At 71.7% G+C, this 14123-nt stretch carries 11 protein-coding genes; 1 reads left to right on the plus strand and 10 read right to left on the minus strand.

Going from position 1 to position 14123, the window contains the following annotated elements; all coding sequences use genetic code 11:
• Positions 1-16 precede the first annotated feature (16 nt).
• From RI578_RS01685 to RI578_RS01695, 3 genes are read right to left on the minus strand one after another with little or no spacing between them, the layout of a single operon-like run.
• Positions 17-727 (minus strand): sulfite exporter TauE/SafE family protein, encoded by a 711-nt coding sequence (locus RI578_RS01685; protein WP_310869329.1) that lies wholly within the window; start codon positions 725-727, stop codon positions 17-19.
• Positions 724-2142, minus strand: coding sequence for an amidohydrolase family protein (locus tag RI578_RS01690; RefSeq protein ID WP_310869330.1), 1419 nt, complete (start codon positions 2140-2142; stop codon positions 724-726). The genes RI578_RS01685 and RI578_RS01690 overlap by 4 nt, the downstream gene beginning before the upstream one ends.
• Positions 2139-3398 (minus strand): uracil-xanthine permease family protein, encoded by a 1260-nt coding sequence (locus RI578_RS01695; protein ID WP_399063000.1) that lies wholly within the window; start codon positions 3396-3398, stop codon positions 2139-2141. Before RI578_RS01695 ends, RI578_RS01690 begins: the two co-directional genes overlap by 4 nt.
• 619 nt (positions 3399-4017) lie before the next feature.
• Between RI578_RS01695 and RI578_RS01700 the strand changes: the two genes are divergently transcribed.
• Positions 4018-4593, plus strand: a complete 576-nt coding sequence (locus tag RI578_RS01700) for a dihydrofolate reductase family protein (RefSeq protein WP_310869332.1) — start codon at positions 4018-4020, stop codon at positions 4591-4593.
• Here the strand turns inward: RI578_RS01700 and RI578_RS01705 are convergent.
• The 7 genes from RI578_RS01705 to RI578_RS01735 all read right to left on the minus strand — a co-directional run bounded on the left by RI578_RS01705 (position 4572) and on the right by RI578_RS01735 (position 14007).
• The gene (locus RI578_RS01705) at positions 4572-5798 is read right to left on the minus strand and encodes an FAD-dependent monooxygenase (RefSeq protein ID WP_399059262.1); all 1227 of its coding nucleotides are present in this window, start codon (positions 5796-5798) and stop codon (positions 4572-4574) included. The two genes, RI578_RS01700 and RI578_RS01705, sit on opposite strands and share 22 nt — an antisense overlap.
• 54 nt (positions 5799-5852) lie before the next feature.
• Positions 5853-7319: an MFS transporter gene (locus RI578_RS01710; RefSeq protein WP_310869334.1), complete on the minus strand. Its 1467-nt coding sequence runs from the start codon at positions 7317-7319 to the stop codon at positions 5853-5855.
• 64 nt (positions 7320-7383) lie between these two features.
• Positions 7384-9900 carry an FtsX-like permease family protein gene (locus RI578_RS01715; RefSeq protein ID WP_310869335.1) on the minus strand — a complete coding sequence of 839 codons (2517 nt, stop codon included), beginning with the start codon at positions 9898-9900 and terminating at the stop codon, positions 7384-7386.
• Positions 9897-10715 (minus strand): ABC transporter ATP-binding protein, encoded by an 819-nt coding sequence (locus RI578_RS01720; protein WP_310869336.1) that lies wholly within the window; start codon positions 10713-10715, stop codon positions 9897-9899. Before RI578_RS01720 ends, RI578_RS01715 begins: the two co-directional genes overlap by 4 nt.
• Before the next feature lie 245 nt (positions 10716-10960).
• Positions 10961-11635 carry a response regulator transcription factor gene (locus tag RI578_RS01725; RefSeq protein WP_310869337.1) on the minus strand — a complete coding sequence of 225 codons (675 nt, stop codon included), beginning with the start codon at positions 11633-11635 and terminating at the stop codon, positions 10961-10963.
• On the minus strand, positions 11632-12870 hold the full coding sequence (locus RI578_RS01730) for a histidine kinase (RefSeq protein ID WP_310869338.1): 1239 nt from the start codon (positions 12868-12870) through the stop codon (positions 11632-11634). Before RI578_RS01730 ends, RI578_RS01725 begins: the two co-directional genes overlap by 4 nt.
• Before the next feature lie 69 nt (positions 12871-12939).
• Positions 12940-14007, minus strand: coding sequence for an acyl-CoA desaturase (locus RI578_RS01735; RefSeq protein WP_310869339.1), 1068 nt, complete (start codon positions 14005-14007; stop codon positions 12940-12942).
• Between the last annotated feature and the right edge of the window lie 116 nt (positions 14008-14123).

The following is a 14123-nucleotide window of genomic DNA, read 5'->3' on the forward strand; positions in this document are numbered from 1 at the left end:
GCCTGCCCGGCGCCGTTCAGAATCCGAGCATCAGGACGATCCCGGAGACCAGGGCGAACACCAGCACGCACAGGCGCATCCTGCGGGCGTCCAGACGGTGGTGCACCAGACGGCTGAGCCACGCGCCCACCGCGACCGCCGGCAGCAGTGCGACCGCCCAGCCGAGCTCCGAGACCTCTGCCTTCCCGGCCGCGAACAGCAGCGCCAGGGAGGCGACCTCGCCGACGAGGAAGCAGGCGGCGACGGTGGAGCGCAGTTCGGCGGGCGTCCGGTGCTGGTACACCAGGGCGAGCGGTGGCCCGCCGACGCCGGTCGCCGTCTCCGTCAGCCCGGTCACCGCGCCCGCGCCGACGTAGGCGGCCCGGCCCGGTGTGAACACGGGCGCGGCCAGGCTCACGACGGCCGCGAGCACGGTCGCGACGCCCACGAACACGCCGAGGCTGCGCTCCGGGATCAGCCAGAGCAGTGCCAGCCCGGCCGGGGTGGCGGCGAGCCGGGCTCCGATGATCCAGCCCGCACCGCGCAGGTCGAGCGAGGTCCGTTCGCGCCAGGCGACGTACAGGTTGAGCGGGATCATCGACGCCAGGACGAAGACCGGGACCAGGCCCGGGGCGAGGATGCCGGCCACGGGCGCGACGATCAGTGCGAAACCGAGCCCGCTGCTGCCCTGGACGAACGCGGCGACGGCCACCGTCAGGGCCAGGACGATCAATGGCTGCCAGCTCACCGGATCACGTTCCGCTCGTGTGGCCGGCGTAGCGCCCGTGTCGCTGTGGAGGTGGGATGCACCCGGACGATGCCCGCCTCGGCGACGGCGGTGCGGGCCAGTTCCGTCGCGCGCCGCACCAGCGCCTCACCGTCCCAGTCGGTGGGCCGGCCGTGCCACATGCGTAGGCGGCCGGCGACGAAGACGGCGGTGATCTGGTCGCGGTTGCCGCGCCGGACGAGTTCCCACGGCAGGTCCCAGGAGAGCGCGAGCTCGGGCGTGTCGACGTCGACGAGGAGGAAGTCGGCGGCCCTGCCCGGTGCGACGGTACCGGTGCGGGTGCCGAGCCCGACGGCGTCCGCTCCCCCGCCTGTGGCGTGTTCCAGCCAGGTCCAGCCGGCGCCGCACGACGAGTCGCCGGTGACCAGGCCGTACGCCAGCCGCTGGGCGAACTCGGCGGCCTCCGTGAGACGGAAACCGTCGCCCCGGGTGCCGTCGGTACCGAGCCCGACGCGGATGCCGCGCTCGGTCATGTCGGTCGCGGGCGCGACCGCGTTGCCCTTCCACGCGCTGGCGACCGGGTTGTAGCTGACGGCGGCCCCGGTGTCGGCGAGGAGGGACAGCTCGCGTGGGGTGAGGAGCGTGGCGTGCGCGGCGAGCAGCTGAGGGCCGAGGGCGCCGACGCGGTGCAGGTGTTCGAGGGGCCGCAGCCCGTGGCGTACCAGGGAACGCTCCACGCCGGCCAGGTGTTCGTTGACGTGGATCTGCACGACCGCCCCGGCCTCGGCGGCCAGGCGGGCGGTGTCGTGCAGGGTTCGCTCGGTGGCCGCCTCGGGGATGGAGACGGCGAGGGAGGGGTGGACGAGCGGATCGCCGTCGTAGCGGGCGAGGTGTTTCTCGGCGTTCTCGAGTACGGTCCGGTGATCCGCTTCGTCTCCCCCGTCGGCGTCGTTGCAGACGAGACCGAGTACGCAGCGGATTCCCGCGTCCCGCGCGGCCGACGCGACCACGTCCACGTCGACGTCGGCGCGCGTTCCGGCGTCGGTGACGGTGGTGAACCCTCCGCGCAGGGCTTCGAGCGCCGCCAGTTTGGCCGCCGTGTAGGCCGATTCCTCGTCCAGCGCCCCTTCCAGCGGCACCCAGACCCGGCGGAAGATCTCCGAGGGTTCACCGAAGGCGAGCGCGGCGCCGAAGCTCTGGGTGAGGTGGTGGTGGGCGTCGACGAATCCCGGCATCAGCACATGACCGGGCAGCCGCACGGTCCGCGACTCCGGGTATCGGGCCTCGAGTTCGTCCACCGGTCCGAGGGCCTCGAAGAGTCCGCCGTCCACCAGTACGGCCCACCCGCCGACCGGGCCTTCGGGCAGCAGGACGGTGTCGGGCGCGAGCAGGAGCGGCCCGGGGGCGGCGAGTGCGGCGCGGTCGATTCGGTTCATCGGTCGCTTTCTGTACGAGTGGAGGTCAGCCGCGTGGCGATGCCCGGCCTGACGTGGTGGAAGAGGACGTTGAGGACGGCCGCGACGCAGGCGCCGACGGCGACGCCGCTTTCGAGGAGGATGCGGACGTTGGGCGGGAACCCGCCGTAGACGCCGGGCACCAGGATGGGCAGCAGCCCAAGGGCGAGCGCTACGGCGACGACGAAGGTGCTGGTGTGCCGGTCGAGGTCCGAGCGGCCGAGCATCTGAATGCCGAGCACGGTGATGACGGCGAAGACGACCATGGCGGTGCCGCCGACGACCGCGGAGGGAATCACACTGATCGCACGGGTGACGGGCGCCAGGAGTCCGATGACGACGAGTACGATCCCGGCCACCGCGGTGACGAATCGGCTGCGGACGCCGGTGACGCGCACGATGCCGATGTTCTCGCCGCTGGTGACCATGAGCGGCAGGCCGACGAAGCCGCCCATGAGCGAGGTGAGAGCGTCGCCCCGGACGGTCTTCGGCACGTCGGTGCGCTTGTCGATCTTCTTGCCGACGGCCTCGGCGTTGATGACGGTCTGGCCCGTGGCTTCGGCCATCGAGGCCAGGCTGTAGAGCATCAGGGGCAGCGCGGCGACGAGGTTGAACTGCGGCGTGCCGAAGGGCATCAGCTGCGGAAGGTTCACCAACTGTCCGTCGGCGAGACGGCCGGGGTCGATCGCGCCGGTCACCGCGGCGAGCGCGGTGCCGGCCAGCAGGCCGAGCATCACGGCCAGTTGGCGCAGAACGCCGGTGAAGAGCAGGTAGAAGGCGACGGTGAATCCGATCGTCGCCATGCCGAGACCGAGGTTGCCCGGATCCGCGAAGCCCGGCGAGCCGGGGGGCCCGGTGACGAGGACCGCGCCGACTTTCACCAGGTTGACGCCCACGATGACGATCATCGTGCCGATGACGAGGGCGGGGAAGAACCTGAGCAGCCGGGAGAACACCGGTAGCACGACGAAGCAGAACGCCGCCGTCAGGATCACGGCACCGCCGGCCGTGCGCAGGCCGTGCTGTTCGGCGATCGCGAGGAAGAGGATCAGCGGGGCCCCGCCCGGCAGCATCATGAACGGCAGTCGCGGCCCGAACTTCCAGGGGCCGAGCGACTGGATGAGCGAGCCGATGCCGGAGAGGACGAAGGCCGCCGACAGCAGGTCGACGGTGAGGCCGGGGTCGAGCCCGAGGGTGGCGCTCATCAGGAAGATCGCGGATATCGGCGTGGCGGCCATCACGAGGACGTGCTGGACACCGAAGAGCAGGATCCGCAGGAGAGGACGCGTCTCGTCCACGGGGTGGACGCGCGGCCGTTCGCCGTCTCCGGCTGTGGAGCCGGTGCTGCCGGTGTTTGTCTCCGCGGGGTGGTGAGGCTCGCCGGGGTGGGGCACGGTGGGAGGGTCGGCGGACCCGTGGGCCGGGCGCGCGGGCTCGGCGTGACCGGGCGACGCGGGTTGGTCGGTACCGCCGGCCTGCGGCGGCCGGCTCTGGTGGGCACTGGACACGATGGACTCCGTTCGGGCATACAGCACGCTCGGGGTGAAGCAGCGATCAGGCCCTGGACGGAGAGCCAAATCGATTTGGCCAAATCGATTTGGCCGTCAGTATGTGAGGCCACCGGCGCGGGCGTCAAGAGCGGAGCTCTCCGGCGAGGCGCGGGCGGCAGCGGGCTCCGCCTCGCGCCATCGCTCGTTGATCACCTGCCATTCGAGTGGTCGGGGCCGCCTGTGGTCGGCACAACGATGAGTTTCGGAAGCGTGCCGGGTCTATGGATGTGACGGTCGCCGAAGCGCACCCGGAGAGGACCGCCGGTCTGTACCCGCACAGCGATCAACCGGACTCGAGGAACACGACATGACCGCTACCTACACCTTCGACATCTTTTCCAGCCTCGACGGCTACGGAGCCGCCGGCGCCGACTGGACCGGCTACTGGGGCAAGCAAGGCCCCGAGTTGCTCGACCACCGCCTTGCCCTGTACGGCGCGGAGCAGCGGATGGTGTTCGGGGCCAACACGTACCGGGCGTTCGCGCGGATGATGGCCTCGAGCACCGAGGAGTCCGAAGTGCGTGACCCATGGGTGACTCGGATGAGGAGCCTGCCGGCGACGGTGGTGTCGACGACCCTGGAAGGCCCTCTCGACTGGCCGAACGCGACCGTCGTGAGCGGAAACGCCGTCGACGTCGTCGCCCGGCTCAAGGAGGAGTCCGAGGTGCCGTTGCGCTCGCACGGAAGCCTGTCGTTGAACCGGGCGCTGATGGCCGCCGGCCTGGTCGACCGTTTGCAGGTGACGCTCTTCCCGGTCATCACCGGCCGGACCGGGCTGGACCCGGTCTTCCGGGGTGCGGCCGACTTCGACCTGGAACTGGTCGAGAGTCGGACGCTCGACGGTCACATTCAGGAGCTCGTCTATCGACCCACCCTCCATTGACCGTTCCTGGGTCGGTCCCCGGTGTGTTCGGGCAGTGTGAGAGCCGTGTGGGCCGGGCGGCCTGTTTTCGGTGGCAGGGCGGTGAGACCGCGAAGTCTGCTGTTGCGCTTCTCCAGGGCTTCGGCGGTGGTGGGGAAGAGTGCCGCGTCGCCTGCACCGACCTGTGCCTGGTTCAGTTCGACGAATCCGCGGGTGTCGCGCTCGTAGGCGGCGAAGGCCGCGGTGTGGTCGCGATGGGCGGCCAGCGAGCCGGCGAGCATGTAGGCGCCGACGAGGGCGAGGCTGGACCCTTGCCCGGTCAGGAACGACGGGGCGTAGGCGGCGTCGCCGAGGAGCGCGACCCGGCCGCTGGACCAGCGCGGCAGGTGGACTTGGCTCACGGTGTCGAAGAACGGATCGTTCGCGTGGCGCATGGCGGCGACCATGGCCGGGATTTCCCAGCCGTCGTCCGCGAAGGTGGTGGCGACGAGTTCGCGTTGTGCCTCGGGGCCGCGGAGGACCTCGCCCGGTGGTTCGGGGTGAGCGAAGTTGAGGAACGCGTGCAGTTCGTCGCTGTCTCCGACCGCGTAGAGCGCCGCGGCCCGCCCGGGAGTGTTCCAGATGAGCACTTCGTGGGAGAGTTCGAAGGTGTTGGGCATGGTGAAGATGGAGAAGCAGTACCCCAGATAGCGGTGGAACTGCCGCTCGGGGCCGAACACGAGCTCCCGGGTACGCGAATGCAGCCCGTCCGCACCCAGGACCAGGTCGAAGGTGCGCCGGCCACCGCTGCGGAAGGTGACGTCGACTCCGTGCTCGTGTTCCGTGAGCGCGTCCATGGAGTCGTCGAACACGAACTCCACCTCGTCACGGACGGCTCCGTAAAGGACTTCCGCCAGATCACCTCGCGGCACCTCGACGTCCCGCCCCTCGACGCCGCCGACCACCGCCTGCGGATGAACCACCGCCGCCTCACTGCCATCGGCATTGAGGAAGGTCACCCGGCGCGAATCGATATGCGCTTGCTGGAGCTGCGGCAGGATTCCCATCCGGCGCGCCACCTCCACCGCGGTGCCACGCACGTCGATCGGGTACCCACCGCCTCGTAGTCCGGTGGACTTCTCCACCACCGTCACCGCGAATCCGTACCGGTGCAGCCAGAACGCCACGGCGGGACCCGCGATGCTCGCGCCGGAAATCAGGACCGTGCCCTTCGATGCACTTCTCATGCCCATTCGCCAACTCCCCATTCTTTTGTTCGGAATTCGGAAATCGTCAGAGGTTCATCGCACCGGGTCCCGCTCGAGGTCGGGCGACGGCGATGTGCGGCTGGGGCGGGTACTTCGCACGAGCATGACGACCAGTACGGCGGCTATCGCGAACGCGCCGGAAGCAATGGCGATGTAGCTGAACACGCCCGTGGCCGAATTCGTCGTCTCGCCGTCGACGACCACGGCGGTCGACTTGAGCACGGCCGCGCCCACGAAGTTCAGCACCACCGAACCGATCGAGACCATGACCATGACCAGGCTGGACACGATGCCCTGCCGTTCGGCGGACGCCAAGGCGCCCGCCATGTTGAAGCCGGACGTCCCGAGCGCTCCTACCGTGACACCCAGCAGGAAGGCGAAGCAGAGGGCGGCGGGAAGCTGGGAAGCGCCCAGGAACATCCCGATGGTCACCACCGTTCCGAGCATGACCGCCCCGGCCAACGTCGAGGCCGGTCCGAATCGTGCGGCGAACCATCCGGCCACCGGACCGCCGAGCATGACTCCGAGTCCCGGCGCCGCGAGCAGCAGTGCCACCGACCCCTGGTCTGCCAGTCCGTACCCGAGTTGCTGATCCGCCGAGACGTCACCGATGAGAGGGATGAGCTGGAGCATGCTCTGGTACGACCCGGCTCCGAGGAAGACGACGAGGAGCATGAGTACCAAGGGCCCGTCGAGGTTTCTGACGTCGATCAGCGGGTCGGGCTTTCGACTCGATACCAGGAACCACCTGGCCAGTGCCACGACGCCCCCGACGAGGAGAGCCAGCGGGCCGGCGGTGAGCCAGCCGAGGTCCGCGCCCAGACTGACGTAGCTGAGCACTCCGGCGAGACCTCCGCCGAGGAGGAGGGCGCCGCCGACGTCGATCCTGCCCGGTGCCTTGACCAGGGATTCGGGGATGACCTTGTGCACGCAGATCGCCATCGCGGCCGCGACGAAGGCCGACAGGACGAACAGGATCTGGAAGCCGAACTCCACGGCCAGTTTCTCGATGAGGAAGCGGGACGCGATGTTGAGCACCGCGGAGCTGGAGGTGACGATGCCCACGGTGATCATCGCGATGCGGGGTGCGCAGACACCTCGAACGATCGCGACGGAGAGGAACACGGCGGCCAGAGACGCGCCCTGAAGCATGCGACCTGGCACGAACACCCAGATGCTGGGGGCCACGGCACACAACAGGGCGCCCGCGCAGCTGAGTAGCAACGTCACCACGAGCACCCTGCGCTTGCCGTAGATGTCGGCACTCTTGCCGAGCAGGGGTGCCCACATCACTCCCGCCAGCATCGCGGTGGCGTTGAGCCACGCCGCCTGATCGGTGCCGAAGTGGTCGAGCATCTCCGGGAGGACGAGCAGCGGCGCGGTGATGGCCGAGTCGACCACGAAGTTCACCAAGGCCAGGACGGCCACCAGGCCGATGAGCCGCCCGTTCCATCTCGTGTGCGGTCCGGCGTCTGTGCTTCCGGTCCTGCTCTGCTGCATTGAGGTCTCCTTCACTACGGGGTACTACGGGCGCGCGACGGTGCCGGCAGGGTCTGACGCGGTCTCAGGTCTCCCGGTCGCGCAGCGCCGCGCGGGCCGGGAGGGTCACGGCGACGAGACCGAGGGCCACCGCGGTCGCGGCGAACGCGGCGTACAGCAGTGGGGGTACGTGCGGGAGCTCGCCCGTCAGGCCGCGCATCATCGGGGTCAGTGTGATCAGGGCGATGGCTGTGCCCAGGGCCACGCCCGCCGCCGATACCAGCAGGCTCTCCCAGCGGAGCATCCGCAGCACCTGGCGGCGCGTGGAGCCGACGAGGCGGAGCGTGGCCAGTTCGCGGCGGCGGTCCAGGACCGTCATCACCAGGGTGTTGACCGCGGCGACGGCGGCGAAGCCGCCCAGGACGGCGGCCATCACGTAGTTGGCCCAGGCGCCGAGTTCGCGGTCCACGTTCCGCTCGACGGCGTAGCCCGAGGCGTCGGTGACGTCGCCGAGTGCGGCGAGCGGCTTCGCGTCGCCGCCGCGTACCAGCAGGGTGCTGTCGAAGCCCGACGTGACGTGGCCGGCCAGGGAGGCGCGGTCCATGGTCACCGCCGCCAAGCCCAGTCCGCGGCCGTAGACCGCGACGACCTCCGGGCGGGCCTCGACGCCGTCCGGGAGGCGGAGCGGCAGCTCGTCACCGACCTTGACCTTCGCAGCGGTGGCGAGGGTCTTGTCGATGGCGATACGCCCCTCACCCACGCGGTCCAGGCTGCCGCCGCGTACGTCCAGGTCCTGCACCTCGGCGAGCTGGGCGCCGGAGCCCGAGATGCCCTGGGCCGCCCACCCCTGCAGCGACGTCTCGCCGCCGGAGTCGACGGGCACCAGGACCTGCGTGTCGAGCAGGCTCACGGCCGCGTCGACGCCGGGAACGCGGGCGGCCCGGTCGGCGGCGCCGGAGGGCAGGCCCGCCGGGTTGGTCACGACGTGGTCCGCCGTGATGCCGTCGCGGAGCTGTTGCGAGGCGACATGGCTCTCGCTCGTGTGCATGAAGACGAGCGTCGAGGCGAAGGCCATCGCCAGCACGATGGGGGTGATCGCGGAGGCCAACCGGCGTGCGTTGGTCCGGGAATTGGCGGCGGCCAGCGACGCCGAGGCGCCGCCGCCGCGCAGCAGCAGGCCGAAGAGCGCCGCGCACAGCCGGGCCACCAGCGGGCCGAGCAGGCCGACGGCGAGCATGAAGAGCATGACGACGCCGAGGGAGGCGTTGGCCGCGTCGGCACCGGCGGCGGAGGCGGCGACGCCGGCGAGGACCGTGCCGCCGACGAGGGCGCCCACCCCGAGGACGGTACGGACGATGCCCGGCCGCAGCCGCTCCACCGAGGCCTCGGCCAGCGCCTGCCCCGGCTTGATCTTCGCGGGCCTGCGGCCGGCCATCCAGCCGGCGCCGAGCGCCGTGAGGAGTCCGGTCCCGACGGCGATGAGCGGCGGGATCCACGAGACGTGCAGCTCGACCGCCTCCGGGACGGCGCCGCGGTCCTTCAACTGCCCGAACCACCAGCTCGCCAGCGCGATCCCCGGCAGGCAGCCGATCAGCCCGGCGACGGGCGCGACGAGCAGCGCTTCCGCGGCGACCGCGCGGCGGATCTGCCGCGGGGTGGCGCCGACGGCGCGCAGCAGCGCGAACTCGCGCATGCGCTGGCCGACGGACAGGGCCACCGTGCCGGCCGCGGTGAAGACGGCGACCAGGGTGGCGATCCCGCCGAAGGAGCCGCCGAGTGCGGTGAGTGTCTCCTTGGCGTACGCCAGGCCCCGCTCCTCGACTTCGCCGCGGTCGTCGCCGGTGAGCACCTGCGCGCCGGAGCCGGCGAGGGACTTCTCGACCGCGGCGGCGAGGGCGTCGGTGTCGGTGCCGTCCGCGGCCAGTACGGCGATGGCGTCGGCCTTGCCGGGGTGCCCGGCCAGTGTGGCCGCCTCGGCGTCGGAGAACCATGCCGTGGCCTTGCCGCCGGCCGCCGCGTCCGCCGCCGGGATGTCACCGGTCCCGGCCCTGGCCAGTCCGGACACGCGGAAGTCCGTGCGGCCGGCGGCCGTTTCGAGCGTGACGGTGTCGCCGACGCCGGCCTTCGCCGCACGGGCCGCGGCGGCGTCGAGCACGACCTCGCCCGCACGCGGCGCGGCACCGGCGGACAGTGCGGTGCCGGTGAAGGCGTGCGAGCCCCAGCCGTGGCCGGTGAGCGCTCCGTCTCCCTGCCGCACCGGGAACGTGAAGTCCGGCACCGCGGCCGCGACGCCCGGCGCCCGGGCGGCCTTCGCCGCGAGCCCCGCGTCCACGCGGGCGGTGTCCGGCAGCGGATACGCGGTTTCCTCGGGACCGTCGATGGTGTCGGAGACGAGTCGTGCGGACTGGTCGGCCGCCGCGACGACCGGCGCCTTCGCGTACCGCTCCGCCGGCACCGAGGCGCGGATGCCTGACTCCAGCAGGATGCCGCAGGCCGCGACGATCAGCGCGGACATCATCAGCGCGACGAACGTGCCCGCGAACGAGGCGGGTTTGAAGCGTACGGCCGCGCGGGCGAGGCCGTTCGGGGCGAAGCTCCTCATGCCGCGGCCCCTGCCATCGCGCCCGTACGGCCGGCCAGCATCGTCATCCGCGCCGCGATCTGCTCCGCCGATCCGCGCTCCAGGCCGCCGGCGAAGGTGCCGTCGGCGAGGAACAGCACACGGTCGGCCCAGGCGGCCGCGGCCGGGTCGTGGGTGACCATGACGACGGTGGCGCCGAGGGTGTCCACCGCGTGCCGGAGCAGGCCGAGGACCTCGGTGGCGGTGCCGGTGTCGAGGGCGCCGGTGGGCTCGTCCGCGAAGACCACGTCGGGGCTGGTGACCAGGGCGCGGGCGACGGCCACGCGCTGCTGCTGGCCGCCGGACAGCTCGCCGGGCCGGCGCCGCGCCTTGTCGGCGAGCCCGACCCGCGCGAGCATCGCGGCCGCACGGCGGCGGTCCTGGCGCTGCCCGGCGAGACGCATGGGCAGCAGCACGTTCTGCTCCACGGTCAGTGACGGCAGCAGGTTGAACGCCTGGAAGACGAAGCCGAGTCGGCTGCGGCGGAGCTCGGTGAGCTTGTCCTCGCTCATACCGGTGATCTCCGTACCGCCGAGGCGCACGGATCCCTCCGACGGCCGGTCGAGGCCGGCGGCGCACTGCAGGAACGTGGACTTGCCGGACCCGGACGGGCCCATGACCGCGGTGAACGTGCCGCGCGGGAGGGCGAGGTCGACGCCCGCGAGGGCGTGCACGGCGCCCGCGCCGCGGCCGTACCGCCGTCGCACACCGCGCAGTTCGACGGCGAGGCCGGGTGTCGCGGCCGGGGCCTCCGGTCGGTCGTCCGTCTGCTGCCGCCTGTTGCTGCGTAGCCTCATGTTCCGCCCTCTCGCGATCTTCTCGTTCCGACGACGGGAAGTGTGCGAGGACGGCTGTGCGCCGGGCGTCATACTCGGGAGCCAAAGCGGAGGTGATACCGCGGTAGGGGGTGGAGGAGGGCAGGGACCTGCCTTCCGCCCGGGGGCTGCCGCCGGTCCGGCGTGCGCGGGGCTTCGCCTGGCCGGTGGGTCACGCCGGGCGGGGGCGTGAGGAGGCGGCGCGCGGCCTCGGCCGCGGGGCCGTCCTACTCGCCCGGGGCCACCAGCCCCGATTCGTACGCGAAGACCACCGCCTGGGCGCGGTCGCGCAGGTCGAGCTTGGTGAGGACGCGGCTCACGTGCGTCTTCACGGTCTGCTCGGCCAGCACCAGATCCTGCGCGATCTCCGTGTTGGACCGGCCGCGGGCCACCAGCGTGAGGACCTCGGTCTCGCGTTCTGTCAGGGCCTTGAGCCGCAGCGCGGGCTTGCCCCGGGCGGCGGGACGTTGCCGGGCGAAGTCCGCGATGAGGCGGCGCGTCACGGAGGGGGCGAGCAGCGCGTCGCCCGAGGCCACGACGCGTACCGCCGCGATGAGGTCGGCCGGCGGCGCGTCCTTCAGCAGGAAGCCGCTCGCGCCCGCCCGCAGCGCCTCGTAGACGTAGTCGTCGACGTCGAACGTGGTGAGCATCAGGACGCGCGGCCGGTGGGTGACGCCGGGCGGGGGCGTGAGGAGGCGGCGCGCGGCCTCGAGGCCGTCCATCTCGGGCATGCGGACGTCCATCAGCACGACGTCGGGGTGGGTGCGCCGGCTCAGCTCGACGCCCTGCGCACCGTCGGGTGCCTCGCCCACCACGTCGATGTCGCTCTGGGCGGCCAGCAGCGCGGCGAAACCGGCCCGCACCATGGCCTGGTCGTCGACGACGATGACGCGCGTTGTCACGTGATGTCCTTTTCGATCAGGGGTAGTTGGGCGGCGACCCGGAAGCCGCCGTCCGGCAGTGGTCCCGCGTCGAGGGTGCCGCCGGCGATCCGCACCCGTTCGCGCATGCCGACGAGTCCGTGCCCGGTGCCGCCCTCTTCGAGCGGCGCGGCGGGCGGTTCGGGCGGCGGCCCGTTGACGACGAGGACGGTGAGTCGCGCGCCGTCCTGCGAACCGGGCTCCGACACCGACACCGACACCCGCGTCGGAGCGCCCGGCGCGTGCCGGACAACGTTGGCGAGGGCTTCCTGGACGATGCGGTACGCGGAGAGGCCCACCGCCTCGGGCACGTCGGCGTCGCAAGGGGTGAACTCCACCGGTACGCCCGCTCTCACCGTCGCCTCCACCATCTGCCCGATCCGCGTCAGGCCCGGCTGGGGAGCGAGCTCGCCGTGCGCCTCCTCGTTCCGCAGTACGCCGAGGAGCCGTCGCATCTCGCCGAGCGACTCGCGCGCGGTCGCCGCGATGGACGTGAACTCCTCCTGTACGTCCGGTGGCAGCCCGTCGATGCGGTACGCCGCGGTGTCCGCCTGCACCGTGATGACGGACATGTGGTGGGCCACCACGTCGTGCAGCTCGCGCGCGATGCGGGCGCGTTCCTCCAGCAGCGTCCGCCGGCCGCGCTCGGCCTCGCTGATCGTCTCCTGCTCGGCCAGCCTGCGCTGCACCTCGTACCGCTCGCGGAGCGCGCCGGCGAGGACGAGTGCGACGCCGCTGAGGATGGTGAGCAGTGCGCTCCCGGCCGTCGTGTCGTGGGGCGCGGCGAATCCCAGGCCGACGTTCGCGGCCGCCGTCGCCAGCCACACCAGCAGCAGCGTCCGGCGCCGCTCGCGCAGCCCGAGGGCGAGGCAGAGGCCGATGTACCCGACGATCTCCATGGGCGGGAACGGCCACACCTGCCGCTCTCCGAGGTCGACGGTGAGCAGGGCGAGGGCCCCGGCCACGTCCGCGACGAAGATCACGTACCAGGCCTGCAGCGGGCGGACGACCGCGAGCAGCAGCGGTGCCGACTGCGCGATGGCCAGCCCGCTCGCGATGCCGCCGTGCAACCCGTAGTCGACGCTGAGCACTTGGATGGTGGTGGGCAGCAGGGCGACGCACAGCACGAACGCCACGCCCCACGGCAGCAGCCGCACCCACCGCCGCGAAGCCCCCGCGAGCAGTGCGCGGGGGCGTTCCTCCTCCACTGAGGTCATGGGCCCCAGCTTAGGTGCGGCGGGACGGCGTCAGGAGACACACAGCTGTCGGGCGGGCTCGGCGGATCCTCAGATGTCGGCACGCAGCGGTTCCCCCACTTCGTGCATGTGCCGCAGGGCCTGACGGTAGGAGTCGATGAGACCGGTCTCCGCGTAGGGGATGCCGAGGTCGCGGCAGTGGGCCTTCACCATGGACTGGGCGAGCCTCAAGTGGGGGCGGGGCATGCTGGGGAACAGGTGGTGCTCGATCTGGTGGTTGAGGCCGCCGAGGAACCAGTCGGTGAGGACGGTGCCCCTGATGTTGCGGGACGTGAGGACCTGGCGTCGCAGGTGTCCCCACTTTTCGCCGTCGGGGTCGGGCATGTCCATCCCCTTGTGGTTGGGCGCGAAGGCCATGCCCAGGTGCAGCCCGAACAGGGCTTGGTGGAGCGCGGCGAAGACGAGGGCGTGCGCGAGCGGCATGGTCGTCAGGAGCAGGGTGACGTATCCGGCGATGTGGGCGACGAGGAGCGCGCCCTCGACCAGGCGCTCGCGGCCGGTCTGGCGGCGCAGGTCCTGGAATCCGTAGACCTTGAGGGCCAGGCCTTCGAGGAGGGTGAGGGGGAAGAAGAGCCATGCCTGGTGGCGGGTGAGCCGGCCGCGGAAGCCGGTGCGCGCGGCGGCCTGCTCGCTGGTGAAGACGAGGACGTCGGCGGCGACGTCGGGGTCCTTGTCGATGTGGTTGGGGTTGGCGTGATGGCGGTTGTGCTTGTCGTTCCACCACGCGTAGCTCATGCCGAGCAGCAGGTTGCCGTGGATGAGTCCGATGCGGCGGTTCGTGGTGCGGTTGCCGCTGATCTGCGCATGGCCCGCGTCGTGGCCGATGAACGCCGTGCGGGCGCTCAGGACGGCGAGGACGGGAGCGAGAGCGAGTACCCACCACGAAGCGCCGATGAGTGCCATGCCGGTGACGACGGCGGCCAGGCCGAGCGCGTTGGTCACTATGGTGCGTGCGTACCAGCCGGGGCGCCGTTCGAGCAGCTGCTGTCCCTTGACAGCGCGCAGCAGGGGTGTGAACTCGCTGCCCGGGTCCGGCGGGGACTGACTCGCGGTGGCCTTCTCGGGGTGCGGCGGAGCGGTTTCGCCGGCCAAGGACATGGGTGTACTCCGGTGTTCGGTGGGTGGTGGGTGGTGCGAATGGGGCGGGTGGTTCGTCGGCCCGGCCGGGAAGGACGTACGGGTCCGGCATGTCGGCGGGTCATGGAGCCGTCACC

The organism is Streptomyces sp. BB1-1-1 (assembly GCF_031597775.1).
GTDB lineage: Bacteria > Actinomycetota > Actinomycetes > Streptomycetales > Streptomycetaceae > Streptomyces > Streptomyces thinghirensis.

What these genes read in the sequence shown, in the direction of transcription:
- RI578_RS01690 (WP_310869330.1), bottom strand. Translation starts at nt 2,142, where the DNA reads ATGAACCGAATCGACCGCGCCGCACTCGCCGCCCCCGGGCCGCTCCTG.
- RI578_RS01695 (WP_399063000.1), bottom strand. Translation starts at nt 3,398, where the DNA reads ATGGCCGCCACGCCGATATCCGCGATCTTCCTGATGAGCGCCACCCTC.
- RI578_RS01700 (WP_310869332.1), top strand. Translation starts at nt 4,018, where the DNA reads ATGACCGCTACCTACACCTTCGACATCTTTTCCAGCCTCGACGGCTAC.
- RI578_RS01705 (WP_399059262.1), bottom strand. Translation starts at nt 5,798, where the DNA reads ATGAGAAGTGCATCGAAGGGCACGGTCCTGATTTCCGGCGCGAGCATC.
- RI578_RS01710 (WP_310869334.1), bottom strand. Translation starts at nt 7,319, where the DNA reads ATGCAGCAGAGCAGGACCGGAAGCACAGACGCCGGACCGCACACGAGA.
- RI578_RS01715 (WP_310869335.1), bottom strand. Translation starts at nt 9,900, where the DNA reads ATGAGGAGCTTCGCCCCGAACGGCCTCGCCCGCGCGGCCGTACGCTTC.
- RI578_RS01720 (WP_310869336.1), bottom strand. Translation starts at nt 10,715, where the DNA reads ATGAGGCTACGCAGCAACAGGCGGCAGCAGACGGACGACCGACCGGAG.
- RI578_RS01730 (WP_310869338.1), bottom strand. Translation starts at nt 12,870, where the DNA reads ATGACCTCAGTGGAGGAGGAACGCCCCCGCGCACTGCTCGCGGGGGCT.
- RI578_RS01735 (WP_310869339.1), bottom strand. Translation starts at nt 14,007, where the DNA reads ATGTCCTTGGCCGGCGAAACCGCTCCGCCGCACCCCGAGAAGGCCACC.